Source organism: Psychromonas sp. MB-3u-54, from assembly GCF_002836415.1.
In the GTDB taxonomy this organism is placed as follows: domain Bacteria; phylum Pseudomonadota; class Gammaproteobacteria; order Enterobacterales; family Psychromonadaceae; genus Psychromonas.
Genome location: NZ_PJBP01000182.1, coordinates 1 through 26,225, shown reverse-complemented (window position 1 = coordinate 26,225; position 26,225 = coordinate 1). Strand labels below are relative to the sequence as shown.

Sequence of the window (26,225 nt, the reverse complement as noted above, 5' to 3'; positions counted from 1 at the left end):
TTTAGGGGCGATTGACAAAGCGCCGCCGGTGATTATTCGGCTGAAATTTCACAAACTATTTTCTTTTTTTAATTGAACGTCCGGGCAATTCCAATAGCGGCGCTTCCGGCCAGCGATGTTTAGGGTATCTGCCGCGCATATCTTTGGCGACATCAAAATAGGAAGTGCACCAAAAATTGGCTAAATCACTGGTCGTTTGAATGGGTTTTCGCGCCGGTGAAAGCAGTTCAAAACGGATCGGGACGGTGTTGTTCGCCAGCATGGGTGAATCTAACTGGCCGAACATCTCCTGCAGAATAATCGCCACGGTCGGCCCCTGCTGCTGATCATAACGAATGGTGATTGATTTGCCGCTTGGCGCTTCATAAAACTCAGCCGCCTGGGACGCTAACGTCTGGCTTTCCTCCCAGGTTAAGGTCGCCATCAGTAAATCAGTAATATTGAGTTGTCTGAGTTGCTTGATGGTTTTTACCTTGCCGATATAGGGCAGTAACCAATTATCTAACTGCTCAATTAAAGTGGTTTCGCTTATTTGCGGGAAATCAGCCATCACGGTGCTCAACCATTTGACTCTCGCAAGCCATGAGGCGCAGCGGTTTGTCCAGTTGAGAAAGGTCAGGCCCTCCTGCTTAAGAAGATCAGCAACACACTGAGCAAATTCATTATCAGGAATTTCGCTTAAGAGCTGCTCTTCAAGCACTAAAGCACGATAAGTGAGCTTTTTCCGGCCAATCACTTTCTCTTTTTTAGCATCTAATGCGTAATGGTTATTCTCAATCAACTGCTCAGCGAGTACCGTTTTAATCTGCAGGATGGAAACAGCCGCGCAGCTGTAGATATGCCCGTCTTTGTTTTTGCCGTCACAATCACAGACCACAAGCCAGGGCTCACCTTGAACAGAGTCCATCTCTCTAAGCGTGACGCCCCGCCCGTTGGACAGTAAATAGCGGTTGCTTTCTGTACTGCGGATTTTGGCTAAACGATCCGGATAGGCCGTCAGTAATAAAGCGCCCGCATAATGGCTCAAGTCGAATAAACTGACCGGGTCGCCCAGAGTTGACAAACCCAGCGATTTTGCAAAAGATTTAGCCAGGGTGACCACTTGATCGACAACACCGATATTAAGATTGCGGTTGGTTTTTAATGATTTTCTATTCACCAGATAATCACTGAACAGCATAGCGCGCTCAACAATGTCCGAGCTCTCGGCATTGAATAAAATATCGCGCTCAGAAAGCAGTGCCGCCAGAATACAGGCAATTCTCTTTTCCAGAGTCGACTGACAGGAAAGCAGCATACTCGCAAGTCTTGGCTCAAGGCCCATTTTTAATGCGCGGGTTCCTTGTTTGGTTATCTTGTTCTGCGCATCCAGTAAGCCTAAAACGCGGTTAAGGGAGCAGGCGACATCAAAGTGATGCTCAGGTGGCGGCGTTAACCAGTTAACCTCCGCAAAGGTGGTTATTCCCCAAGCAGCCAAATCCAATACTAAGCTGCTCAAATCGGTATTAGTAATCTCCTCGGCCTGAAAATCATTGAGTCTCTGGTGTTTTGCTTCACTGTACAGGCGAATAGCCCGCCCGCGCTGCAAACGACCAGCCCGTCCGGCTCTCTGGGTGGCTGAGGCTTTGGAACTATAAGTTGTTTGTAATCGTGATAAACCGCTTTTGACATCAAAACTTAGCACCTTTTCCAAACCGGAATCGATCACAGTACTGATACCTTCAATGGTTAAGCTGGTTTCCGCAATATTGGTGGAAAAAATAACTCGGCGTTGACTGCCTGAGCTTTTGCTCAGTACCAACTCCTGCTGGGACAGTGACAGACCACCATATAAGGGTAATAAATCGAGGCTTGAGCCAAGTTGCTGTTTGGCCAATTGGATGGCTCTTTTTATCTCGCCTTGCCCGGGTAAAAATATTAGAATATCCCCCCTAGTTGTCTCATTGAATACCGTATTCAGCGCTCTCATCACCTGCTGATCGAGATACCTTTGAGTGTTACTGCTATATTCAACCTCAACGGGGTAGGTTCGTCCCGGGCATTTTATTACCGGCGCATGGTTAAGATAATCAGAGAGCAGAGTTGTGTCGATCGTCGCTGACATCACCAATAAGGTCAAATCATCCCGATAGGCTTGTTGAACTTCCAAGGCCAGCATTAAGGCTAAATCAGCATGAATAGAGCGCTCATGAAACTCATCGAAAATAATCAGTCCGACATCACTCAATTCAGGATCATTTTGCAAACGGCGGGTTAAGACCCCTTCGGTCACAATTTCCAGCACAGTATCCGCTGATATTTTGCGTTCATTGCGAATCTGGTAACCAATACGTTGCCCCACTTTTTCACCTAACAGTTTTGCCAGATAAAAAGCGATCGATTTAACCGCCACTCTTCGTGGCTCCAGTAAAATAATCTTTTTACCCTTTAAAAAAGGCGCGCCAAGCAGGCTTAAGGGAACGGCGGTTGATTTACCCGCCCCCGGCTCGGCCTGCAGCACGAGTGCCGAATGTTGGCTAAGGGTTTCTTGTATTTGTGGAATAAAATCATCAATTGGAAGCACGTGTAAAATAACCTGAATGTGAGTTGAATGTTGTTTATACTGCGCATTATAACTGAAAATCTGATATAACTGAAAATATGGCGGGGCATTATTGACCGATCGGAACTTGCCTGCACAGCATTACCACTAAAGTTAACCGTAAATTTTCCAGCAGCACCTATTACTCAGTTGAAAGAACCTTACCTTAAAAATATTTTCCGGCCTGAGAGCGGTTGGCAAAACGCCTTAAGGGAAAGTTAACAAACTTGAACTACACTTTTTAAGTGAGTGATTCAGCGGGTGGATAGGACTATTAGCGCACCCAAAAACATGAATAAAAAATCAATGTTTGTGGGAGCTGTAATACAATTAAGAAATAATTAAAATAAAACCAGCTTAAATCGACAAAGGTTAATTGACTGATTATAATTTACTTGCTATAGATAGCCGCCGAAAATATACGGAAGCATTTTAACGTGATTTTCTCTCTTATTTTATTATCATTTTGCCACTGCATTGATGCCAGCAATTAGCACAATCAATCATGCATCAATTAAGGAAATTTCTATGCCAACTCAAATAAAAAAAACATTGGGCATTTTAGCCATTGCCGGAGTGGAACCCTATAAAGTAAAGCGTGATGAAGAGTACATGGGTAAAGCTCAACGTGATCATTTTACCAAAATCCTTAATGCATGGCGCACTCAATTACGTCAAGAAGTTGACCGTACAGTTGATCATATGAAAGATGAAGCGTCAAATTTTCCCGACCCGATTGACCGTGCTACGCAGGAAGAGGAGTTCAGTTTAGAACTTCGCGCTCGCGACCGTGAACGTAAATTAATTAAAAAGATTGAAAAAACCTTAAAGAAAATAGATGAAGATGATTTTGGTTTTTGTGATTCTTGTGGCGTAGAAATCGGCATCCGCCGTTTAGAAGCCCGCCCCACGGCAGAATTATGCATTGACTGTAAAACATTAGCTGAAATCAAAGAGAGACAGATAGTTGGTTAATCCTCTTTTTGTTAAACAAACGGTTAGCTATAGGCTAGCCGTTTTTGTTTATAAGTTACGTCTTGCCTAAACCCGTCTTATATCGCGGGCGCTTTGCCCCCTCTCCTTCAGGTTCCATGCACTTTGGCTCTTTAGTTGCAGCGTTGGGCAGTTATCTGCAGGCAAGATCTCAGCACGGCTCCTGGCAAGTTCGTATTGATGATATTGATCCTCCCCGTGAAGTAAAAGGTGCCGCGCAGGATATTCTCCTGACCCTGCAGGCTTACGGACTAAACTGGGATGGTGACGTCATTTACCAAAGCCATAACAGTCAATCCTATGAAAATGCCCTCAGTCAACTGACAGAGCAACAACTCTGTTATGCATGCGCCTGCAGCCGTAAGATGATTCGCCAAAGTGGTGGACTTTATCAGGGCACCTGCCGGTATAAACATCTCCCGGAAATAAATAATGCACTGCGTATTAATTTACACAATATGATCCATCCGGTGACGCATTTTGAGGATCAATTGCAGGGAAAGGTGGTATTAGATAAAAAACAAGCCAGTGAAGATTTTATTGTCAGGCGTAAAGAGGGGTTATATGCTTATAATCTGGCCACCGTCATTGATGATATCAATCAGGGTATTACAGAGATAGTACGCGGTGCCGATCTGCTCACTACTACGGGTAAACAACTTACCTTATATCAGCTGTTGAATAAAAAAACACCCGCTTATCTGCACTTGCCCGTCGCGGTGACAGCACCCGGCAACAAGCTTTCCAAACAAAACCATGCGTTAGCAATCAGTAAAGACAATCCAACCCCAACATTATTAGCAGCACTCAACTTTCTAGGGCACACTGTGCCGCAGGAAATTGCGCTAAAAAGTTGCTCTGCAATACTGATATGGGCAATACAAAACTGGTCGCCGGACAAACTGCCGCAGCTTGCTGAAATTCAAATAAAAAATTAATTTGTCTTTCACCTCCTGCGCACATAAAATAGAAACATATTTTGCAGAAAACCAATCATTGAGGATAGCGTTATTAAACGATTCAGTAAATTCGTTAAAAAAGTGTTTACACGAAAAAGTGAACAAAAACAAACCCCAGCAACGGATTCCTTTAAAATCCCGCGAGAGTCACACAATCTCTCCCGTAAGGACATAGATGAAAACGCGTTAAAGGTACTTTATCGTCTTCACAATGCGGGATTCAGGGCATTATTGGTGGGCGGCGGCGTGCGTGATTTGTTGCTTGGCCTAAAACCTAAAGATTTTGACATTACGACTAATGCGACACCCGAAGAGGTTAAAGCTTTATTCCGTAACTGCCGTTTAATTGGCCGTCGCTTTCGTCTCGCACATATTTTATTTGGTCGGGAAGTGATTGAAGTTGCTACTTTTCGTGGTCATCACGATGATGATAATGGTCAGGATGCACAAAAAGTAAAACAATCAGAAGCAGGCATGTTACTGCGCGATAATGTTTACGGCTCGCTAGAAGAAGATGCTGAGCGTCGTGATTTTACCGTTAATGCCCTTTATTACGATATTGCTGATTTTGCTATTTATGATTTTTGTAATGGCATGAAGGATTTACAGGAGCGCAGGCTAACCTTGATTGGAGACCCGGAAGTACGTTACCGGGAAGATCCGGTGCGGATGATGCGGGCTATTCGCTTTTCAGCAAAATTAGATCTTACCATCAGCGAAGAGTGTGCCGAGCCTATTCGCCGTTTAGCGCCCCTCTTACAAGATATACCCGCCGCGCGCCATTTTGATGAAGTTATTAAATTACTTCTTTCAGGCCAGGGCTTAGCAACTTATCGTTTATTAAAAGAATACAAATTATTACAGGTATTATTTCCCATCCTATTTAAAGATGGTGAAGATGATAAAGCGACCCAGCTAATTGAACAGGCACTGACCGATACGGATCGACGAATTGCGCAAGGCAAGCACCTTACCCCGGCTTATATTTACGCAATTATTCTCTGGTATCCGCTTGAACAACGTGCACAGGAGATGGCTTTTGAAGGCGGTATAGATTATTACGATGCCTTTTTATTAGCAATGAATGAAGTCCTTAGCATACAAGTCAAAACAATTGCTATCCCGAAACGTTTTACCGCAGCTGTTCGTGATATTTGGGTCTTGCAGTTACGTTTACCTCGATTTGGCGGAAAACGCGCACAACGTGTTTATCAGCACATTAAATTCCGGGCTGCTTTTGATTTTTTATCGCTGCGCGCAAAAGTAGAACAAAGCTCAGAACTTGCCGAATTAACTGCATGGTGGCAGGAATATCAAACTCATAATAAATTACCTGATCACAGTTATTCCGGTAATGCGAGCAAAGCCACAGAGGTTAAACCTGCGGATAAGAAACCCTATAAAAAACGCAGATATCCGAATAAAAAACATAAAAAGACAGAGACTACTAGCGTTGATTAGTTATATTGGTGTGGGCAGTAATCAAACGGATCCCGTTAAACAGGCGAAATTAGCCATTGAAAGACTTCGCCACTTAACTGATAGCGTTTTTTGTGACTGCTCGTCCTTGTATCACAGTGCACCGATGGGGCCACAGGACCAACCTGACTATATTAATGCCGTGGTTAAAATTGATACGCAACTAACGGCCATTGAGTTGTTGGATGAATTACAAAAAATAGAGCTATCGCAGGGCAGAGTGCGTAAAGAAAACCGTTGGGGGCCGCGCACCTTAGATCTTGATATTATCTTATATGGTAATGAAGTTATCAATAATGCACGCTTAACCATTCCACATTATGGAATGACAGAGCGTGAATTTGTGCTCTATCCCTTATTAGAAATCGACAAAGAATTACGCTTGCCCGATGGCAAAGCATTATCACAACTCACCGCGGATTGTCATAAAAACGGCTTGATCCGGATTAGCGGTTGAATAAAAAGATCACCTCAGTAAAATAATAAAAAAATTATAAAGATTATAGATATTACAGATATTATAGATATTATAGATCAGCAACTTAAAGGTGCACAGGCTAGATTCTCGGGAAGAGCAGAAGTTAATCAAGACACTTAAAATGCGTTAAAATGATTAATTGGCTGTCTGGCTCGTTGACGATTTACGAAAGCGATGCAAAATCATAATGAAATTTTGCCGCAATAAATATAACAAGTTGCCGTCATTTATTTTTTCTACTGCTGAATTAATGAATGTGACAGGTATAAATGTAATTTTAATTTTGGAGTAATCATGGCTAAAATCAGCGTTTCTCGTCTGACTAAAATGAAACAAGACAATCAAAAAATCACCTGCATGACCGCATATGATGCGAGTTTTGCGGCTATTTTTGACCAGGCCGGTATCCAAGTATTATTAGTAGGTGACTCCCTCGGAATGGTATTACAAGGACATGATTCTACGCTGCCAGTGACAGTTGACGATATCAGATACCATACAGCTGCGGTTGTAAGTACCGCGAAAAGTGCATTCATTATCGCTGATTTACCCTTTATGAGTTATTCAACCCCGGAAATGAGCTACGAAAATGCCGCAATATTAATGCGAGCAGGCGCTAATATGGTAAAAATGGAAGGCGGGGAATGGCTCACTGATTCCGTAAAAGGATTAGTGGAACGTGGTATTCCAGTCTGTGGTCACCTTGGTTTAACACCACAATCGGTCAATATTTTTGGTGGTTACAAAGTACAAGGGCGCGAGGAAGAACAGGCAAACGAGCTGCTCAACGACGCATTATTACTGCAGGAAGCAGGTATACAACTGTTAGTTTTAGAATGTGTTCCGGTCAGTTTAGCAGATCGTATTACAGCAGCCTTACAAATTCCAGTGATCGGGATTGGAGCAGGCTGTGAAACAGATGGGCAAATATTAGTGATGCATGATGCCTTTGGTGTCTCGGCTGGTTTTTGTCCAAAATTTTCCAAAAACTTCCTGCTTGAAACAGGCGATATCCGTCAAGCGGTAACGCTTTATATAGATCAAGTTGAAAGCAGACAGTTCCCGTCTGCTGAACACAGTTTTTACTAAGTATATTGGCGAATAAAAACATGCTTATTATTGATGATCCACAGCAACTACGTGAAAAAATAAAACAACTCAAACAGCAAGGGTCTGAAATTGCTTTTGTGCCGACCATGGGAAATTTACATGAGGGGCATTTAACCCTAGTGCAAGCAGGCCAGAAAAAAGCCGCCGTGGTTATTGTGAGTATTTTTGTTAACCCGATGCAGTTTAATAATGCACAGGATTTACTCAATTATCCAAAAACAGTAGCGCAAGATTGTGAAAAACTGGCGGTGGCTGGTGTAAATATTGTTTTTACGCCCGAAGCGAGCAGCATTTATCCAAATGGTTTGAATACTCAAACCTATGTTGAGGTACCCCTTTTATCGAATTGTTTAGAAGGCGAACTTCGTCCCGGGCATTTCCGGGGTATGAGCACCATAGTTAATAAATTATTTAACCTTGTTCAGCCTGATTATGCCTGTTTTGGTGAAAAAGATTTTCAGCAGTTAGCCATTGTCAAACAGATGGTGAGTGATTTAGCCCTGCCCATTGAGATAATCCCGGTTGCCACAAAGCGTGAAAAAAATGGTCTGGCCATGAGCTCTCGCAACAGTAAACTGAGTGGCTTAGAAAAACAAAAAGCCCCTTTTTTAGCAAAAGTGATGAACCGGATAGCTATTGATCTGCAAGCGCAGAAAACTGAACTTTCAATATTAATAGATGATGCGTCAAACGATCTTAATAACGCCGGTTTTAATACCGATGCTATTCATATTGTCGATGCTCAAACGTTACAGGCGGTGAGTTGTGATAGTAAGGAAGCGGTTATTTTAATGGCGGCTTTTTTAGGAGAAACACGTTTAATTGACAATAAAGTCGTCACATTAAATCCTTCGAAAATAAACATTTAACTTTAATTTCTTGGTGTTGCGTTCCTTTTTAATCAATACGCCATCTTTCCTTGATGTTATAAAATTGACTTTCATCAACGCGCAATATAACTCTGCCGATTGGAGCAGGGTTTAATTTGCACCATTAAGGATTTTACTTTATAGTCGCCCTGTTGAAAAAAACAGCGGTTCATTACTAGAAAAAGGTTTTTCGTATGAAAAAAACAATGCTTACAGGCAAACTCCACCAAGCGAGAGTGACGCACGCCGAATTAAATTATGAAGGTTCATGCGCTATTGATCAAGACCTCCTTGAGCAGGCTGGTATTCTAGAATACGAGCAGATTGAAATTTATAATATCGAAAATGGCGCGCGTTTTTCAACCTACGCTATTACCGGCGAACGTGGTTCAAAAATCATCTCTGTTAATGGCGCTGCGGCCCGTCTGGCAGCGGTAGGCGATCGCGTAATAATCTGTACCTACGCGAGTTTAAATGCCGCGGAAATTGTAAATCATAAACCAAGCTTAGTGTATTTAGATGTGCAAAATAACATTGTACGTACGAGTAAAGACGTACCAGTACAAGTTGCTTAAGTGCTTCTATAGCCTGTAAAAAACCGGGAATAAGTCACTTATTTCCGGTTTTTTTATGGTCAGCCAATAGGTTATTAATCTTTCATCTTAACTGTATTATCTTCACTGAAAAATCACCCTTCTTAAACTAATTTTTTCTTAGTGCAACGCCTTAAAAAAGATTTAAAATAATCTTTACGCTGCGCAAGCAGGGTAAAACAGATCACAAAATAAATGACAGGCTCAATCAAACCAGATTTGACCGACCAGTAATAATGGATAGTTGCCAACAGGACAGCCCAATATACAGCCCGGTGCAGAGTTAACCATGCGCGCTTCATCCTCCTGCGGATAACATTAATTGAGGTGATACTTAACGCCAATAAAATCACCCAGGTCAATGCACCCAGGGTCATATAAGGACGTTTGACCACCTCTTCGGCAAATAACATCACCTGCCAGTTAAGATCTAACCAAATAAAAACCAAAAGATGTAAACACGCCCAAAAAAAACAATATAACCCTAATACACGCCGTAATTGAATTAATAAGGGTTGTTTAAAACGCCGCGCTAAGGGCGAAATACAGAGTGTTATTAGCAGATAATTAAGCGCGGTTTTACCCAGAAAATGGGTCATTTCTTTGACCGGATCTGCCCCTAATGCATTTTGCTCCACCAACAGCCATAAATATAAAAAGGTCAATAAAGCAGCCAGATGAATCAGCGCTTTAGCGGATAAGATATGTGTTTTCGAGATTTTCACATCTGCTCCTTGTTAAAAATAACGGGTTAAATCTAACCCTTTATACAGAGAAGCAACTTCTTCCTGATAACCATTAAAAGGCAGGGTCGGCTTGCGGGATGCTGCAAATAGATTGCCTGCCCCGATAAAACGCTCACTTGCCTGGCTCCATCGCGGGTGATCAACCTGCGGGTTAACATTAGCAAAAAAACCATACTCACTGGCGGCAATTTTTTGCCAGGTATTAACCGGTGCTTTATCGGTTAAAGTGATTTTGACAATGGATTTAATACTTTTAAAACCATACTTCCAGGGAACAACCAAACGAATCGGGGCACCGTTTTGAGGCGCCAGCGTTTTACCATACAAACCGACGGATAAGAGCACCAGAGGATTCATCGCTTCATCAAGGCGCAAGCCTTCCACATAGGGATAATCAAGGCCTCCTCCAATATAACCGGAGCTTTGTCCGCGCATCTGCTTGGGATCCTCGAGCGTTTCAAAACGCACATATTTAGCGTTACTTTTTGGAGAAGCCATCTTCAAAAGAGTTGCCAGACTGAAACCTAACCAGGGGATATTCATCGACCAGGCTTCGACACAGCGCATACGATATAAACGCTCTTCAATAGCAAAACGGGTTAATAAGTCTTCATAATTAAGGGTAATAGGTTTATCAACTAATCCATCAATAACAAGCTGCCAGGGATCAACTTTAAACTGTTGCGAAAAGGAGAAGGGATCCCCTTTGCCGGTACCAAATTCATAAAAATTATTGTACTGCAAAATTTTATCTTCCGGCGTAACCGGGGTTAAAGATTGGAACTGACTGTTTTTTGTGTGAATTAACTCACTACGTTTAAAGGTAGTAGCCGAGTTATCGGTTTTTTCTTTATTCGAAAAAAGATCAAGCAGCCCTGCCTGCGCAGAGCTTGCCAGGGGAATACTCAGCGCAGATAAACCTAATGCTTTAAGTACAACCCGCCGGTTTTTATAAACATTTTCATCGGTTAATTGAGATTCTTTAATATCTGATTTTTTTCTTGTTTTTATAAGCATAATCTACCCCGAACCAAGTTAATCGTAAGAGTAAGACCACGCAAGATAGGAATTAATTTCAAAAATTTTTTAAATACAACTTATTGCCAGAAAAGTGACTGAAGTAATCACTTGATAATGAGCTTATAGACCATAAGAAAAAGAAAGACCGAAAGTTTTTACTGCTGATGATCGCAAGGCATCAGTAACAACGGCCAACTGAATTTTATGGTAATTCCAATTGATCTCCGCAGCTTGATTGATTGGCCAGTAATTGACCCCTAAACGATTATTATTACCTAGCTTGTAATTCCCGCCTAAGGAAAACAAAGCACGATCATATTGATAACGATATTGTAATACTGCAGTATAATGAGAGGTTAATTGATGGCTTACCTTGCTATACCATCTTGGCTGTAATTTTTGTACATAAACATCCCTAGTACCTTCATAGCCGGTCAAAATAGGGTTAATTGAAACATAACCATTTTCATCATACTCTTTTCTCTCGGAAGTTGAATTCCCCTCTGTATAGGGGGAATTTTTCCAATATAATTTGGCGAACAGATCGCGAACTTGAAACTGCCAATGTGTAGACGGGGTGATCTGGTAACTAAACTCCAAGTCTAACGCAAAGCCTTTGCCCGTCGGCTCATCAACAACCCGGTCAAAAATATCATCTGTCGTGTAAGCATAATCAAGAGCAGCCTGATAATCATAATCAGAATTACCAACCGCTGTTGCATTACCCTTTATTTGACCGTTTATCATGTAGTTGGCCTGTAGGTAAGTCAGGCCTACACGATAGTTAAAAGTGTTAGTTAAGCTATTAGCGTAACTAACACGCACACCTGAGCTGTGCAACGCATTTACTTGAAGATTAAGATCGTATTGTTTACCGACAGGAAGATCTTTTTTATTCGCCACTAACCAGAAAAAATCAGCGGTCTCCGGAGAAAACTGTAAAGCATAATCGTAGCGCTGCACAATACCTACTGCCCAATGCTGATATTGCACTCCCAGCTCAAACCAGTTCCATGTCCATTGTTGTTCTCCAGATTCAAAATTATCACCTTCCCAGCCATGCAGAGTTGATTCTATGGAAACAGTTTCACTATAGGAAAAAGAATCTGCAATAAAATAAGGCTGCACAGGATAATCATCCGCGTAAGAAAAAGCAGATAAAAAGAGAGAATTAAAAAAAATGAGCGGCAAAAGCCGCTCATTTAGTACCCGATTAAGTTTCATTTTTAGTATAAGCTTGCAAATCTACCGTCTGTATAACGGATTAGCGGGATCCCGCTGTCAGTTTCTGAAACGGTTCCAATTCTGGTGCCGTTAACAAAGAGTTCACCATCAACAATATACTGCTCACCATCAATTTTTTCTATCAAGTTAATAATCAACTTCACACCGTCAGGGTTGCTTAAGGTCAATGTCGCTTTTGGCTCAGTCGCATCGATATCTTCAGAGTTCGCGGTTAAGGTAAAACTTTGCCCGTCGTAACTGACCACAACACTAGCATTACCACCTGCTAACGCTGTACGACTAACAGAGGCAATGGCCGTTGCTTCCGGTAATTCAGGCACATTAACTTTTGCTGTAACCGAAATAGTTCCCTTAACAAAATTATCCGCCGATTCAAAATCAGGGAAAGTTAGTTTAACATCAGCATTGACATTGCTGCTTTCAATGCGCTCCCAATTGTCCATTTTTTGATTGTATTCCCATTGAAAAAGGCTGTAATTCAAATAATCAATTTCACTTGACTCTACCGTATCATTAACTTTATTTTCCACAACAGTAATAACAGCCGCTTCTAAATTAGCCAAATTATCTATGCTAACGTTACCATAGTCAGAGTAACTCGATGTATAACCAAAATCATCGACATCTGTTGCTAGGTAAGTATAACTAGCTTCATATGCTCCATTCCAACTATTGTAATAAATGTTAGTAAATTCAGCACCATCCTGAACATCTGCTACAGCAGCTTCAACAATAGCTAAATCACTAGCAGTTAAATTATAATCAAACTCAACCCACTCATAAGCTGTTGATTCATAATCAAAATAGCCAAAGGTATCAAAGGTCGTTGCATTATCAATGGTTAGCTTAGCACCCGCAGCGAAGCTACCCCTTGCAAAGCTGGTAAATTCACCATTAACCACCATTGTTTTCAGGTTAAGGGGGACCTCGGATGCAGAGTTAGCAAAACCAACCAACTCAATTTGTGCATCTCCCGCAAAACTCGCGTCCGCTGACTGAATTAACAAGCCGCCACTAAAGGAAGCGCCTGAAATTTCAGTTTCCAGACCACTGTTATCAGCTCCTGCCGTGGTATCAATAGTGACCTCATCTGTCGCGGATAAACTCAGTTCAACCCCATTTAAAGTAAGCGAGGTAACTGAATTACCAATAAAACCCGTCAGCATTACATCTGCTGTTTGTGCGGTGATAGCATTTAATAAACTTTTATCCGGAGAGATGGTCAGCGCATCTTTAGTTAAATTAGTGGCTAATGTCAGGTTGGTAATATCAACACTCATCAGATCACCTACCAACTGACCATTTAAAGTAATTGCCATGCCTGAATCATAAAAGCGGAGGCTTGTGGTGATAGAGCCAATTTTCTCATTTTTTGAGTCAGTAATATCAGTTGTATAATTATTATCCACTAAAGTAAAATCTACAATTTTTCTATCAAGATCGGTCAGCGTTTGATCTATCGCGACACCCAATAACTCTGCCATAATTGCACTATCAGCATCTAAAGCTTCCCCTACTGTTTTTGTATCTATCGCTAGGGCATCAAGGGGATCTTTAAAATCTGCAGCAATAGTTTCAATAAAAGTACGCGCATTGGTCAGTAACGCTTTACCTTTGTCTCTATCACTTTCGCCAGCACTATCGGAAGGCTCTGGATTAAAAATATCATTAACAGTATTACTGGTAATAAGATCAACAGCTGTTTGGGTATCTGCTAATGCCTTGGTTAAGCTGGCATTAATCTCATTATTAGTTTTCGCATAGGTCAGCGCGATTGCTACGGCAGTGGTTATCTCTGTCATTTTGACAGCATCATTTGCATCAAATTGCCCATCTTCAAATGAGGATGCTAAGTTGGCAAGATTTCTTTCAATATTACCTGAAACACTATCATTACCAGCCACTAACAGATTCGCTAATCCCGCATTAAATAACGCTAATTTTTTCGATTCATCGGATGCATTAGCGAGCGACTCACTCGAAGTAATATCAACTGTTTCGCTTTCCATGATATTAACACCGACAATTTGGCTGACTTCACTGATTGCAGCGTCGACTGACGCAGCATTAATCTCGCCACCCTTATTAAATACACGCGCATTGGCCATATGTGTTAACGGGGTTATTTGTGCACTTACCGTTTGACTATTAGCGTCTGGCTGGACAATTGCATTAAGTGAAAATCCAGCGCCAAGGGAAACAGTAGATCCAAATAATGCGTCAGTGCCACAACCCTCTGTCGCATCACATATCATCTTTGTATCTAAACCAGCAGTTAAGGTTAATTGAACGACGCCACCTTGATAGGTATCATTAAGCGTCAGTTGATAGTGACCTTTGGCATCGGTTGTCGCAGTGCCAACCACACCAAGTTCAGCACCCGTAGAAGATAACTCTGTGGCGGTAACAACTCCGTTCTGAATTATTCCTTTGGCAGCCGTACCTGAAAGTGACACGCTTTGTGTATCTGTCGTTGTATCGCTTGAACCACCACATCCAGTAAGGGCGGCTAATGATGCCGCCACAGCAAGTGCAATCAATGTTCTCTTCATTTTATATCTTCCTTGAATTAGTAAATATCCTTTCGACTAAGCTGATACTCAGCCAAATACGCAAAAACAACACAATAACCACAAAAAATCATGTGGAAACAAGGAAAATATTAACAAAAAACCACAAAAACAACAACCTACACATCAAAACAAAACAAAATCCATATCACATTAAAGTTAATTGTAAATTATTTAACCTCAAGTTTTCTAAAATCACACAGGGTTATCATCACTTTTAGACAAAAATTACATCAGTTATTATGCGGCCAAGTCAGATGCGATGAGAAGTTCAGTTTTATGGGTAGATAAGCTCGGCTTGTTTTTTAAATCCAGATAAGAAAAATCCCCTCAGAGCAAGCGAGTTCGCACCCGCGCGCCTGAGGACATAGCAACAAAGCCAGTTAAAAGAAAGGATCTACAGAGCTTATGAATTATCTATTAATAAGGGTTCGCAGGGCTCACCCGCTCGTACCCCATCGCTGTTGCGACACTTGCAGCGCCAAGCTCGCTTAATAAGCGTAATGACTTTTGACCGCTGCTCCAGTATTTACGCTCAAAAGGAGTAATAGGCGTATTATTTTGAAACTCTTCAAGCTGACAGGTTTGTCCGGCAAGTTGCAGCGCACGGGAGAACTCATGGATATAAGTAAACCAGTTACTGCGCACCTCAAGATCCCCTCCCAGCTGTATAATAGACGGAAAAACTGCACTACCATGCCAACGACGCTGCAGATGTTTCGCTTTTGGCCAGGGGTTAGGATAAAGCAGGTAGTGATGACTTAACTGCCAGTTAGCCTCGACCGCCAAGCGCCAAAAATCATTCAGGTTAACCTGTAGCAGGCGATAATTGTCAGCACTAGACTGCGGGTGTTTAGACAGGCGATCAGCCGATTTATCCATGCCCAGTACGATAGCCTCGGGGTGTCTTTCGGCAAGATGGTAAGTACTTTCGCCAACACCACAACAGGAATCAAAAATAATGGGTTTACCCTGCTGTTCGACCCACTTCTCGCAGGCCGTAAAAGCATCCAGAGTATGCTTTTGATAAGGTTTACGAAACTTATGGCTGAGATGTTTCAAGACCACCTCATCTAATTGTTCATGTAAGCCGGATTGGTTAGAGCTTATCACTCTTGAATTACCTGATTCATTCATGAGCGGATACCTACACCTTTTTTCAGTAACAGAGTGATCAGGCCATAAAGCAAAACAATAAAGCTGCCTATCATTGCAAAGGACCAAATTAATGACACATCAGCAATACCCAGAAAACCATAACGGAAGGCATTGATCATATAAAATACGGGGTTAAAGTGCGATACGGCTTGCCAAAAATCAGGGAGCAGATCGATCGAATAAAAGACCCCGCCCAGATAAGTTAACGGCGTTAACACAAAGGTAGGAATAATGCTGATATCATCAAAAGTACGGGCAAATATTGCATTTAGCAAACCCGCCAATGAAAACAGGATAGAAGTACATAAGACACTTAATAATAAGGCGAATATGTTAAAAATATGTAATTCAACAAAAAACAGGGAAACACAAGTCACTATAAAGCCGACCAGTAAACCGCGAATCACTCCACCGCCCACGTAGCCCCAAATAATAATATAATTAGGGACAGGCGCGACCAATAGCTCTTCGACATTACGCTGGAACTTGGCACTGAAAAAGGAAGATGCTACGTTTGAATAGGAGTTGGTAATCACTGCCATCATAATGATCCCGGGAACAATAAATGACATATAACTGAAACCGCTCATTTCACCAATACGTTTACCTATTAAGTTACCAAAAATAACAAAATAGAGGGTCATGGTTATCGCGGGCGGGATAAGTGTTTGCACCCAAATCCGTAAAAAACGGTTAACTTCTTTTGTCCAAATACTTTTTAACGCGGTGAGGTAACTGCTATTCATCATTTAAATTGCCTTTTTCTACAAGTCCCACAAACAACTCTTCTAATCTATTGGATTTATTACGTAAACTATTAACTCGAACGCCCTGAGTGCTTAACTCTGCAAAAACATTATTTAATGACTGCCCTTTTTTCACTTCAATTTCCAATGTAATGTCATCAATTTTAGTAATAATAAAATGCTCACTCCTTGGTACATTTTCAATAGAATCAACATCAAGAATAAAAACTTCACTGTCTAAGCGTGCCAGCAACTCTTTCATGCTGGTATTTTCGACCAGAGTGCCCTTGTCAATGATACCAATATGACGACACAGCATTTCAGCTTCTTCAAGATAATGCGTGGTTAAAACGATGGTCACCCCTTGTGCATTTATTTTTTTCAAAAAATCCCACATAGAGCGGCGGACCTCAATGTCCACACCGGCAGTCGGTTCGTCTAAAATCAATAACCTGGGATTGTGTATTAATGCGCGGGCGATCATCAAGCGGCGTTTCATGCCGCCGGATAATTCACGGGACGGGGCATTACGCTTTCCCCATAGATCTAATTGTCTCAGGTATTTTTCAGCACGAATCAAAGCATCTTTGCGTTTAATGCCGTAATAACCCGCTTGATTTACCAGTATCTGAATAGGGGGTTCAAATTGATTAAAGTTAAATTCCTGCGGCACTAAGCCTATTTGAGCTTTAACTGATTCTAATTGTGTATCTAAATCATAACCGAAGACCTTTACCTTGCCTCCGGTTTTGTTAACCAGTGATGAAATAATACCAATAGTCGTTGATTTACCTGCCCCGTTAGGACCGAGCAGAGCATAAAAATCCCCTTCTTCAACCCGCAAAGAGATGCCTTTTAGTGCTTCAACGCCCCCTTTATAAACTTTTCTAATATTTTCTAAGTCGATTGCATGCATGTAATAACGGCCTTAATTACTGATTAAAATTAACGGTGGCGACATAAGGAAGGCAGATATTATAACATTAAATATACTTATCTAAACGTACAAAAAACCGCTCAGCAGTAAAAGTTTATAACCAGATGAAGGCATGGATTTTTTATTGCGAACGAGCGATCCTATTTCGGCATTTTAAAAAGAAAAGAAACCACCAATACTCGAGCGGCTCAGAATCTGTCCCATATAAAGAGAAAGGGAAATAGCAAGCAGGATAAAGTTAAAAAAGGTACCTTCAACCTTGTTTGCAATAACATTAAATAATGTCATACACAATAACCGGCACCTATCCTGCAGCCGATTATAAACCTTTACCGATAGCGCTATCAAGCGGTCTGGATTATATCTCTTTACATAAAGAGGATAGTTTAGATCTCTTTAATAAACTCAAAATAAGTCGCTGTTTATTTACAAAATTGTCCAAATAATGAGTTAATTATTAAGTATCTAATCTTAAATTTGCCAGGCGATCTTAAATGGATATCAAATATTAGCAGATCGCTCTTTATTAACTTTGACTGGCTCTTTAGCTGGTTTTTACTGTTAAATCAGAGGCTTTAAAATCTTTTGCATCCCAAAAAATCCCTCCCGCCCCCTTTAAGGCAAAAATATGGTCACTAAAACCAAGTTAAGATCAAGTTAATGCCAGGTGAAAATCTGTCGGTAACATAATGATTTTAAACATAATAAAAATGTAGATTAGCGGCAATAAAATGTTAAATACATGTTAAATTAAAGCTATTCATTTTGTGTTCTTTGTAGTATTTTGACCACCTTGCTTTTTATTTTTTCCCCATTATTTGCAATAATTACATTTTTAAATCAGTTTTGTGCGCAACCCCCCATTTTAATGAATAAAAGGGTTAGTGAGATTGCGTTTTATTTTTTTTAATTACCTGCAATAATTGCATTTTTAAATAAGGCTTGTACGCAATACGCCATTTTAATAAATAAAAGGTTGTAAATGTTAGCGGTAATAATAAAGACGTTTAAGTTAAATCAAGCAAGTGAATTTATCATCAGGGGTCAACATAATGCCTAAAAAATCCAGTCGAATCTTGCACCGCCAACCTAACGAGACACTGCCGGTTGCCGCTCGCGGTGATGGCCCTTATATTATTGCTGAAGATGGCAAACGTTATATCGATGCATCGGGCGGGGCTGCGGTATCCTGTCTGGGTCACTCAAATGCAAAAGTACGTCAGGCCATTAAAGATCAAGTAGATAAAATTGCTTTTGCGCATACTTCTTTTTTCACTTCGCAACCTGCTGAAGAATTAGCCGACTTTTTAATAGAACACGCTCCCGACGGGCTTGAATATGCTTATCTGGTTTCAGGTGGTTCAGAAGCGGTCGAATCCGCTCTAAAACTCGCCCGCCAATATTTTATGGAGCGGGGAGAAGATTCGCGCAAATATTTTATTGCCAGACGTCAAAGTTATCATGGTAACACTCTAGGGGCGCTTGCCGTTGGCGGTAATATGTTGCGCAAGCAGCAGTTCAATCCGATTTTAATGGATACAGAGCACGTAAGCCCCTGCTATGCCTACCGTGATCAAAAGGCAGATGAAACTGAACAAGCCTATGGTCTGCGTGTGGCGAATGAACTGGAAGAGCGTATTGAGACGCTCGGCGCAGAAAATGTTATCGCTTTTGTCGCAGAGCCCGTTGTCGGTGCAACGGCAGGTGCCTTGACCGCTGTACCCGGTTATTTTAAACGCATTCGCAAAATTTGCGATGAGCATGGCATTTTACTGATACTGGATGAAGTAATGTGCGGTATGGGACGCACCGGCAGCTTGTTTGCCTGCGAACAGGAAGGTATTTCGCCAGATATTCTCTGCATTGCCAAGGGGCTAGGCGCAGGTTATCAGGCAATAGGGGCGATGCTGTTAAGTGACAAAATTTACCAGACAATAACCACGGGAAGCGGATTTTTCCAACATGGCCATACTTATCTGGCGCATTCGACAGCCTGTGCTGCCGCGTTAGCTGTACAGAAAGAGATACAGGACAATAACCTTATCGACAATGTGAATCTGATGGGCAAAAAACTGGAAAGTGCCCTTTTAGCGCGCTTTGTCAATTATCCTAATATCGGCGATATTCGCGGACGAGGCCTATTTTGGGGCATTGAGCTAGTCGCTGACCGCGCCACAAAGAGGCCATTAGATCCGGCGTTACAGATTCACAGCGCGATCAAAAAAGCGGCAATGGCCGAAGGCCTTATCTGCTATCCCGCCGGTGGCACTATAGATGGCAAGCTCGGGAATCATGTATTGCTGGCGCCACCTTTTATTATTAATGAAGATCATATTGCGGAAATAGTCGATAAACTCGGACGGGCAATAGATTTGGCATTAGCAGAGAAAGGGATTGTCGTGTGAAGTTGAATAACCCAATGATCATTTGCGTCGCACCGAACGGTGCAAGAAAAACGAAAGCGGATCATATCGGGCTGCCGCTTAGCGCCAATGAATTAGCGCTTGAGGCCGAAAATTGTATGCAGGCAGGCGCCGCAATGATCCATCTGCATGTGCGTGATGAAAATGGCAAACATACAATAGATCCAGAATATTATCGTCCCGTTATTAGCGCTATTCGTGACCGTGTTGGTGACGGGCTTATTATTCAGGCGACCACAGAAGCGGTCGGGCAATATAGTGCCGAAGAACAGATGGCTATGGTGCGTGATTTAAAACCGGAAGCTGTGTCCATGGCCATAGGGGAACTTTGCCCGAAGGGGCAGGAAGAGGAAGAAAAAGCATCCGCATTTTTTAGGTGGGTGATGGATAATCAAATTTCCGCTCAATATATCTTATATTCTGTAGAAGATATCGAGCGCTTTATTGATTTGCACTCACGGGGAATTATTCCCGCTAAGCGGCCAAGCATTTTATTGGTGCTCGGGCGCTATAGCCGTGATTTAACCTCGGATCCTGAAGAGTTACTGCCGATGCTGGAGGCGCTTAGTGGTTTTACATGTGACTGGGCGGTATGCGCCTTTGGAGCAAATGAAGCCGATTGTATGGCGCTGGCAGCAACACGTGGTGGGCATGCTCGTATAGGATTTGAAAATAATATACTGATGGCAGATGCCAGTGTCGCACCTGACAATGCAGCTTTGATAAGCAGCTTTGCGGCACGTGTGAAGAAGCTTGGACGAAGCATAGCATCAGCAAAAGAAGCAAGAAAAATACTTAAAGTACATTCAAAAAAGGAGTTCAATCATGTTTATTAAAAAAATGGCAATGACAGCAATTGCGGGCGCAGCCCTGATGGCAACATCATCAGTAATGGCTGAAACCAAACACGTGGTCATTGGTACAGGCGGGCAAACGGGTGTTTATTATCAGGTTGGTGGTTCGATTTGCCGTCTGGTAAATAAAGGGACTGACGAACATGAGATCAACTGCACGCATACAACCGGTGGATCAGTGACTAATATTAATGGCCTGCGCTCTGGCAATCTGGATATGGGTGTTGCCCAGTCAGACTGGCAATATCACGCTTATAATGGTACTGCGCCTGATCAGTTCCCCGATGGTGCCTTTGAAGAACTGCGCGCTGTATTTTCAATCCATGCGGAACCTTTTACTGTGCTTGCCCGTCGCGATGCGAACATCAACAAATTTGCAGATCTAAAAGGTAAAAAAGTGAATGTCGGTAACCCGGGCTCAGGACAGCGCGGCACCATGGAAGTGGTAATGAAAAAAATGGGCTGGACAATGGATGATTTTGCCGTTGCATCTGAGCTTAAATCATCAGAGCAAGCAGCTGCTTTATGTGATGGTAAGGTAGATGCCATTATCTTCACGGCGGGCAATCCAAATGGTTCTATTAAGGAAGCAACAACAACTTGTGATGCTGTCTTAGTGCCTGCTGACAATGCGGTTGTTCACGCATTAGCTGACGACAACCCTTATTATGCAATGACCAGCATTCCGGCCGGCATGTATAAAGGTACGGATACAGATACAGCAACATTTGGTGTAGCTGCTACTTTTGTTAGCTCAACGAAGACTGATGAAGAAACTGTTTATCAAATAGTTAAAGCCGTATTTGAAAACTTCGATCGGTTCAAAAAAATGCACCCTGCTTTTGCTAATCTGAAGGAAAGTGAGATGATCGTAAATAATCTATCAGCTCCATTGCATGATGGTGCAGTTCGTTATTACAAAGAAAAAGGCTGGATGTAATCAGCCATTAACCGCCGAGGCAGGAGTGCTAGACACTTCTGCCCGGCGATTCTGGATTAGCTACATACCCAAACCACCTCTCGATGCAGTATTGCAGCGAGAGGTGGTTTGGGTATAGATAATCTAAAAATTATCAACTAAGCGCAATTTATAACACCCACTAGAGGTTGCTGACGCGCATATAAAGAGGAAAGTTGGGAATGACTATAGATAAAAATAACAACACACAACTCAGTGATGAGGAGCTTCAAGATTTTGTTTCCTCCAATGATACGGGCGGTCGAAATCCAGATAATAAAGCAATAATAAAACTAATGGCCGGCACGGCGCTTGCCTGGTCACTTTTTCAATTATGGATTGCGTCTCCTTTACCTTATATGATTGGAGGAGGGGTTTTTGCAAGCGGCGAAGCACGCTCAATTCATTTAGGCTTTGCTATCTTCTTGGCATTCCTTTCTTATCCCGCTTTAAAAAGCTCTCCTCGGGAGCGCATTCCGATGGCCGATTGGATTCTGGCTCTTATTGGCTCCCTTTGTGCACTTTATCCGTTGATTGCAGACTCGGCGCTGGTTGAGGCCATCTTTGGCATACGCCTAAGCGATCGTCCTGGTGCGCCAAATCTCTTTGATATCGGTGTTTCGATTACCGGCATACTGATCCTTTTAGAAGTAACAAGACGTGCATTGGGACCACCATTAATGGTGGTGGCCATCGTTTTTCTTAGTTACACATTTTTAGGCCCCCTTGCGCCAGAGATTATTGCCTGGAAAGGATCCTCTTTCGGTGGTGTAATGAATCACCAATGGTTATTTTCTGAAGGTGTCTTCGGTATTGCCCTTGGCGTATCGACGGATCTGGTCTTCTTGTTTGTGTTATTCGGTGCACTACTCGATCGAGCCGGTGCCGGTAACTATTTCATTAAAATAGCCTTTTCGCTGATGGGCCATTTTCGGGGGGGACCGGCAAAAGCCGCTGTTGTAGCCTCTGGTATGACCGGATTAATCTCCGGCTCTTCTATTGCCAATGTTGTAACAACGGGCACATTTACTATCCCGATGATGAAACGGGTTGGTTTTTCAGCAGAAAAAGCGGGCGCGATTGAAGTCGCCTCATCGGTCAATGGTCAAATTATGCCGCCTGTTATGGGGGCTGCCGCTTTCCTGATGGTGGAATATGTTGATATTCCTTATTTGGAGGTAGTCAAAAATGCGTTTCTGCCGGCAGTTATCTCCTATATTGCTCTGGTTTATATCGTGCACCTGGAAGCATTGAAATCCGGCATGCAAGGTTTGCCACGCGAAGGTCATGTTAAATCAACTAAAAACATTTTGCTCTCATGGGCAATGACATTATTGCCCATGATAGCCCTTGCGGGAGGTGCCTACTATTTATCAGAGCTCTATCATATGCTTGCCGGTCCCACCGCTAGACTGGGTGTGGTATTGGCTGTATTTGGTATTCAATATATTGTCTTAAAAACGCTTAAATCTAAGGTTACTGAAGATAAATTATCGAAAACACTCTCTGCCGGCGCCAGTGTGTTGGGTAATACTATTATCGGATCCTTTGGATTATTCTTTCTGATCGGCACGTTAAAATCGTATGTGGGTGCAGACATGATGTTTGGGGTGATAGCCGCTTTGATTCTTGTCGTTTATGTCGCGTTAGTTAAGATTAGTTCAGCTTATCCTGATCTGGTGATGGACGATCCGAACTCACCCGTTCAGATCATACCGGAAACCGGTCCCACTGTTAAATCGGGCCTGCATTTCCTACTTCCCGTTGTAGTTTTAATCTGGTGTTTAATGATCGAGCGAAAATCACCGGGCCTTTCTGCATTTTATGCGACCGCACTGATGATCTTCATCCTCTTAACCCAAGGTTATCTGTTTAAGTTTTTCCGCAGTGAAGATAGCTCAAACGCATTTAAACGCGGCTTTGACGGACTGATAGAAGGCTTGATTATCGGCGCCAGAAATATGATTGGTATTGCTATCGCTACAGCTGCTGCCGGTATTATAGTGGGCGCCGTTTCACAAACAGGTATTGGCTTGAAATTGGCCGCTCTGGTGGAATTTTTATCAATGGGAAATATAATACTGATGCTACTTTGGACAGGTGTCCTCAGTCTGATTTTGGGTATGGGTCTGCCGACAACGGCGAACTATATTGTAGTATCATCCCTGCTTGCGCCGGTCATTGTAAGCTTAGCCCAGCAAAACGGACTGATTGTGCCCTTAATAGCAGTGCATATGTTTGTGTTTTACTTTGGTATTATGGCCGATGTAACCCCGCCCGTGGGACTTGCATCCTTTGCCGCCGCCGCCGTATCAGGGGGGGACCCGATAAAAACCGGCTTTATTGCCTTCTTCTATTCATTGCGCACCGCTTTATTACCCTTCCTGTTTATCTTCAACACAGATTTATTGTTGATCGACGTCACCTTTATAGAGGGTATTTTAATCTTTATAGTCGCCACGGCTGCGCTGCTGATATTCACCGCAGCGACCCAGGGTTACTTTGTAACAAGATCTAAATTATGGGAGTCTTTTCTTATGATTCTGATTGCATTTACCCTGTTTCGCCCGGGTTTTTGGATGGATTATGTGGTTCCGCCCTATGATAAATATACTGGCTCTGAACTGGTGCAAACAGTCGGGAAAGCGAGTCCTGGGACAGAACTTCTTATTCTGGTCAACGGTCAAAATGATGTCGGAAAGCACGTTACACTCACGATGCTGCTACCTGTTGGTGAAGGAGAAACAGGTGAAGAGCGTCTGATGGATTATGGGTTAGAAGTCATTGCTCAAGATGACGGCTCGATCATGGTGGATAACATCGGTTATGACAGTGCCGCTAAAAAAGCGGGTTTTAATTTCGATCAGATTATTGCCAGTGTTGGTATGCCCGTCGAACGTCCAGCCAAAGAGTGGTTCTATATACCTGCATTATTACTGCTTGGCTTTATCATTATGCGCCAGCGTCGACGTCGTGGCGACGTAAAAATCGATAGTTCTGGGCCTTCTGGGACAGTTAGTGCGTAAGCAGATACAAATCGATAGGATGTAATTAACTCACCTTGATTGCCTGAAAGCTGTCAGGGTGTTTAAATTTAATCCTATTTTTCTTTATGCAACTATCCCCATTTAAATAAACGTTTTTAATAAAATCATCTAAAAATTGAAAATATAAAGAACGCTATGCTCTTTTAAATAAAGCTATGCGTTCGATATTCCTTATCCAGATCTAACTTATCTTTGCGGTTTCACCACCAGTACATTAACCGGTGAGTTTTCTACCACCTTACTTGCAACAGAGCCTAGTATGACTTTATCCACCACAGAGTGTTTATGGCTTGGTATAATAATAAGATCTGCGCTTAGTTTCTGCGCATATTCCAAAATAGTTGTATAAGGCTTTCCTTCAGCAACGTAAGTTTTGTAATTCACATTATCGGTAATATGAGTCTCTGCAAATTGATTCAGTTGTTTTTTCGCATCGACATGCATTTGATGTGCCGCATCTTTAGGAAAATATGCTGCAACCATCGGCATATGAAAGCCTGGCAGCACATTAAGCAGATGCAGTTCAGCATTGGCATTTTTTGCGTGCCAAACTGCAAGTTCAACAGCCTTATCTGAAAAGCCTTTATTATTTAAATCTATGGGTACAAGGATATTTTTATACATTTTTTTTGCTCTTATAGTAGGGAGAAAGATAATAATGAGTATAGAAAGAGTTAAATAATATAGAAAGAAAATTATTTATTCACCAGAACAAAGAAGCTATTCGCTTGATGTCTAAAATTATTCCAACTTCTCTAACCTGCTCAACTATATCTTCATAACCCTTAAACGCAAAATTCGGTCCCAGCTATCGCATGATATGTATGCCAGTGGCATACCATTAACCTTTCATCATATGAGAGTCGTCATCGCATTAAACGCTTAAACGAAAAAATCCCTGCTGACATTAGCCATAGGGATTGCTCTGGATTTAATTGCCTAGCTGGTGTGGAATACCAGTGATGGTATAGCTCGTAGGGTGCCCTCGGCGCACCGATCACCTCCCGGTGTGCATAGAATGCACCCTACGAACTATGCGTTTGTTTTCATGGTTGGTGCTAGTTGACGTTCAAATATGACCGACATTAAATTTATTATCAATTTGTTCAAAGGATAAATTTAAGCTCACAAAAACGCCGGGATAATTTTAAATCGGATCACTTTATTAATGCGTTTGGTATCATCACCAAGCACTTAAACGAAAAAATCCCTGCTGACATTAGTCAACAGGGATTTTTCTGGATTTAATAGCCTAGCTTGTGCAAGAAACTGGCGATGGAACAGGACTCGCAAAGCTCGTCCGCTCGTGAACCCAGGCTGTCGCCTGATTATCCAGGGCACGCAGAGCTTAGCCCGCTCATGACACTTTGCTTCCGCAAAATTCGCCCCGACTATCACATGAAAGGAAATGTCTTCGACATACTCTCTACCTTCCCCATGTTCGAGTTGGTCATCGCCA

22 protein-coding genes are annotated in these 26,225 nt (G+C 42.2%); 12 read left to right on the top strand and 10 right to left on the bottom strand.

What is annotated here, in order from left to right; genetic code table 11:
* Nucleotides 1-55: 55 nt before the first annotated feature.
* The gene (gene hrpB, locus CXF72_RS17710) at nucleotides 56-2,563 is read right to left on the bottom strand and encodes an ATP-dependent helicase HrpB (RefSeq protein WP_101041111.1); all 2,508 of its coding nucleotides are present in this window, start codon (nucleotides 2,561-2,563) and stop codon (nucleotides 56-58) included.
* A 546-nt stretch (nucleotides 2,564-3,109) separates the two neighbouring features.
* Here hrpB and dksA point away from each other — a divergent pair.
* From dksA to panD, 7 genes are all read left to right on the top strand, one after another.
* Complete coding sequence (gene dksA, locus CXF72_RS17705; protein ID WP_101041110.1) at nucleotides 3,110-3,556, top strand: RNA polymerase-binding protein DksA; 447 nt, start codon at nucleotides 3,110-3,112, stop codon at nucleotides 3,554-3,556.
* 44 nt (nucleotides 3,557-3,600) lie between these two features.
* Complete coding sequence (gene gluQRS / locus CXF72_RS17700; RefSeq protein WP_269801208.1) at nucleotides 3,601-4,512, top strand: tRNA glutamyl-Q(34) synthetase GluQRS; 912 nt, start codon at nucleotides 3,601-3,603, stop codon at nucleotides 4,510-4,512.
* Nucleotides 4,513-4,614: 102 nt separating this feature from the next.
* Nucleotides 4,615-5,994, top strand: coding sequence for a polynucleotide adenylyltransferase PcnB (gene pcnB, locus CXF72_RS17695; protein WP_101041109.1), 1,380 nt, complete (start codon nucleotides 4,615-4,617; stop codon nucleotides 5,992-5,994).
* A complete protein-coding gene (gene folK / locus CXF72_RS17690; RefSeq protein ID WP_101041108.1) occupies nucleotides 5,987-6,469 on the top strand; it encodes a 2-amino-4-hydroxy-6-hydroxymethyldihydropteridine diphosphokinase in 483 nt (160 codons plus the stop codon). The genes pcnB and folK overlap by 8 nt, the downstream gene beginning before the upstream one ends.
* 315 nt (nucleotides 6,470-6,784) lie before the next feature.
* Nucleotides 6,785-7,579, top strand: a complete 795-nt coding sequence (gene panB, locus CXF72_RS17685; protein WP_101041107.1) for a 3-methyl-2-oxobutanoate hydroxymethyltransferase — start codon at nucleotides 6,785-6,787, stop codon at nucleotides 7,577-7,579.
* A gap of 20 nt (nucleotides 7,580-7,599) precedes the next feature.
* Complete coding sequence (gene panC, locus CXF72_RS17680) at nucleotides 7,600-8,469, top strand: pantoate--beta-alanine ligase (protein WP_101041106.1); 870 nt, start codon at nucleotides 7,600-7,602, stop codon at nucleotides 8,467-8,469.
* A 194-nt stretch (nucleotides 8,470-8,663) separates the two neighbouring features.
* Nucleotides 8,664-9,044, top strand: a complete 381-nt coding sequence (panD, locus tag CXF72_RS17675) for an aspartate 1-decarboxylase (protein ID WP_101041105.1) — start codon at nucleotides 8,664-8,666, stop codon at nucleotides 9,042-9,044.
* 122 nt (nucleotides 9,045-9,166) lie between these two features.
* Here panD and msrQ read toward each other — a convergent pair whose 3' ends face one another.
* The 8 genes from msrQ to CXF72_RS20090 form a co-directional block, all read right to left on the bottom strand.
* Entirely contained in the window at nucleotides 9,167-9,787 is a 621-nt protein-coding gene (gene msrQ, locus CXF72_RS17670) for a protein-methionine-sulfoxide reductase heme-binding subunit MsrQ (RefSeq protein ID WP_101041104.1), read from the bottom strand.
* Nucleotides 9,788-9,799: 12 nt separating this feature from the next.
* Nucleotides 9,800-10,825, bottom strand: coding sequence for a protein-methionine-sulfoxide reductase catalytic subunit MsrP (gene msrP / locus CXF72_RS17665; protein ID WP_101041103.1), 1,026 nt, complete (start codon nucleotides 10,823-10,825; stop codon nucleotides 9,800-9,802).
* Nucleotides 10,826-10,948: 123 nt separating this feature from the next.
* Nucleotides 10,949-12,019 carry a hypothetical protein gene (locus tag CXF72_RS17660; protein WP_157823289.1) on the bottom strand — a complete coding sequence of 357 codons (1,071 nt, stop codon included), beginning with the start codon at nucleotides 12,017-12,019 and terminating at the stop codon, nucleotides 10,949-10,951.
* A gap of 35 nt (nucleotides 12,020-12,054) precedes the next feature.
* Complete coding sequence (locus CXF72_RS17655; protein ID WP_101041101.1) at nucleotides 12,055-14,625, bottom strand: hypothetical protein; 2,571 nt, start codon at nucleotides 14,623-14,625, stop codon at nucleotides 12,055-12,057.
* Nucleotides 14,626-15,063: 438 nt separating this feature from the next.
* Nucleotides 15,064-15,780: a tRNA (guanine(46)-N(7))-methyltransferase TrmB gene (trmB, locus tag CXF72_RS17650; protein ID WP_232785016.1), complete on the bottom strand. Its 717-nt coding sequence runs from the start codon at nucleotides 15,778-15,780 to the stop codon at nucleotides 15,064-15,066.
* Complete coding sequence (locus CXF72_RS17645; RefSeq protein ID WP_198552661.1) at nucleotides 15,777-16,547, bottom strand: ABC transporter permease; 771 nt, start codon at nucleotides 16,545-16,547, stop codon at nucleotides 15,777-15,779. The genes trmB and CXF72_RS17645 overlap by 4 nt, the downstream gene beginning before the upstream one ends.
* Entirely contained in the window at nucleotides 16,540-17,463 is a 924-nt protein-coding gene (locus tag CXF72_RS17640) for an ABC transporter ATP-binding protein (protein WP_101041099.1), read from the bottom strand. Before CXF72_RS17640 ends, CXF72_RS17645 begins: the two co-directional genes overlap by 8 nt.
* A gap of 174 nt (nucleotides 17,464-17,637) precedes the next feature.
* On the bottom strand, nucleotides 17,638-17,772 hold the full coding sequence (locus tag CXF72_RS20090; RefSeq protein ID WP_269801207.1) for a hypothetical protein: 135 nt from the start codon (nucleotides 17,770-17,772) through the stop codon (nucleotides 17,638-17,640).
* A gap of 764 nt (nucleotides 17,773-18,536) precedes the next feature.
* Here CXF72_RS20090 and CXF72_RS17635 point away from each other — a divergent pair.
* The 4 genes from CXF72_RS17635 (at nucleotide 18,537) to CXF72_RS17620 (ending at nucleotide 24,745) form a co-directional block, all read left to right on the top strand.
* Nucleotides 18,537-19,889: an aspartate aminotransferase family protein gene (locus CXF72_RS17635; protein WP_101041098.1), complete on the top strand. Its 1,353-nt coding sequence runs from the start codon at nucleotides 18,537-18,539 to the stop codon at nucleotides 19,887-19,889.
* Complete coding sequence (locus CXF72_RS17630) at nucleotides 19,886-20,743, top strand: 3-keto-5-aminohexanoate cleavage protein (protein ID WP_198552655.1); 858 nt, start codon at nucleotides 19,886-19,888, stop codon at nucleotides 20,741-20,743. Before CXF72_RS17635 ends, CXF72_RS17630 begins: the two co-directional genes overlap by 4 nt.
* The gene (locus CXF72_RS17625; RefSeq protein ID WP_101041097.1) at nucleotides 20,733-21,701 is read left to right on the top strand and encodes a TAXI family TRAP transporter solute-binding subunit; all 969 of its coding nucleotides are present in this window, start codon (nucleotides 20,733-20,735) and stop codon (nucleotides 21,699-21,701) included. Before CXF72_RS17630 ends, CXF72_RS17625 begins: the two co-directional genes overlap by 11 nt.
* A 200-nt stretch (nucleotides 21,702-21,901) precedes the next feature.
* Complete coding sequence (locus CXF72_RS17620) at nucleotides 21,902-24,745, top strand: TRAP transporter permease (RefSeq protein WP_101041096.1); 2,844 nt, start codon at nucleotides 21,902-21,904, stop codon at nucleotides 24,743-24,745.
* Between the two features lie 207 nt (nucleotides 24,746-24,952).
* On the opposite strand, the gene CXF72_RS17615 is transcribed toward CXF72_RS17620, so the two are convergent.
* Nucleotides 24,953-25,390, bottom strand: coding sequence for a universal stress protein (locus tag CXF72_RS17615; RefSeq protein ID WP_101041095.1), 438 nt, complete (start codon nucleotides 25,388-25,390; stop codon nucleotides 24,953-24,955).
* A 651-nt stretch (nucleotides 25,391-26,041) separates the two neighbouring features.
* On the opposite strand from CXF72_RS17615, the gene CXF72_RS19930 reads away from it, so the two are divergent.
* On the top strand, nucleotides 26,042-26,225 hold a 184-nt coding region (locus CXF72_RS19930; protein ID WP_232785015.1), incomplete at its 3' end, for a hypothetical protein.

Excerpts from the sequence above, each read along its gene's own strand:
- dksA (WP_101041110.1), top strand. The coding sequence starts at position 3,110 with ATGCCAACTCAAATAAAAAAAACATTGGGCATTTTAGCCATTGCCGGA.
- panB (WP_101041107.1), top strand. The coding sequence starts at position 6,785 with ATGGCTAAAATCAGCGTTTCTCGTCTGACTAAAATGAAACAAGACAAT.
- panC (WP_101041106.1), top strand. The coding sequence starts at position 7,600 with ATGCTTATTATTGATGATCCACAGCAACTACGTGAAAAAATAAAACAA.
- panD (WP_101041105.1), top strand. The coding sequence starts at position 8,664 with ATGAAAAAAACAATGCTTACAGGCAAACTCCACCAAGCGAGAGTGACG.
- msrP (WP_101041103.1), bottom strand. The coding sequence starts at position 10,825 with ATGCTTATAAAAACAAGAAAAAAATCAGATATTAAAGAATCTCAATTA.
- CXF72_RS17655 (WP_101041101.1), bottom strand. The coding sequence starts at position 14,625 with ATGAAGAGAACATTGATTGCACTTGCTGTGGCGGCATCATTAGCCGCC.
- trmB (WP_232785016.1), bottom strand. The coding sequence starts at position 15,780 with ATGAATGAATCAGGTAATTCAAGAGTGATAAGCTCTAACCAATCCGGC.
- CXF72_RS17645 (WP_198552661.1), bottom strand. The coding sequence starts at position 16,547 with ATGAATAGCAGTTACCTCACCGCGTTAAAAAGTATTTGGACAAAAGAA.
- CXF72_RS17640 (WP_101041099.1), bottom strand. The coding sequence starts at position 17,463 with ATGCATGCAATCGACTTAGAAAATATTAGAAAAGTTTATAAAGGGGGC.
- CXF72_RS20090 (WP_269801207.1), bottom strand. The coding sequence starts at position 17,772 with ATGACATTATTTAATGTTATTGCAAACAAGGTTGAAGGTACCTTTTTT.
- CXF72_RS17635 (WP_101041098.1), top strand. The coding sequence starts at position 18,537 with ATGCCTAAAAAATCCAGTCGAATCTTGCACCGCCAACCTAACGAGACA.
- CXF72_RS17625 (WP_101041097.1), top strand. The coding sequence starts at position 20,733 with ATGTTTATTAAAAAAATGGCAATGACAGCAATTGCGGGCGCAGCCCTG.
- CXF72_RS17620 (WP_101041096.1), top strand. The coding sequence starts at position 21,902 with ATGACTATAGATAAAAATAACAACACACAACTCAGTGATGAGGAGCTT.
- CXF72_RS17615 (WP_101041095.1), bottom strand. The coding sequence starts at position 25,390 with ATGTATAAAAATATCCTTGTACCCATAGATTTAAATAATAAAGGCTTT.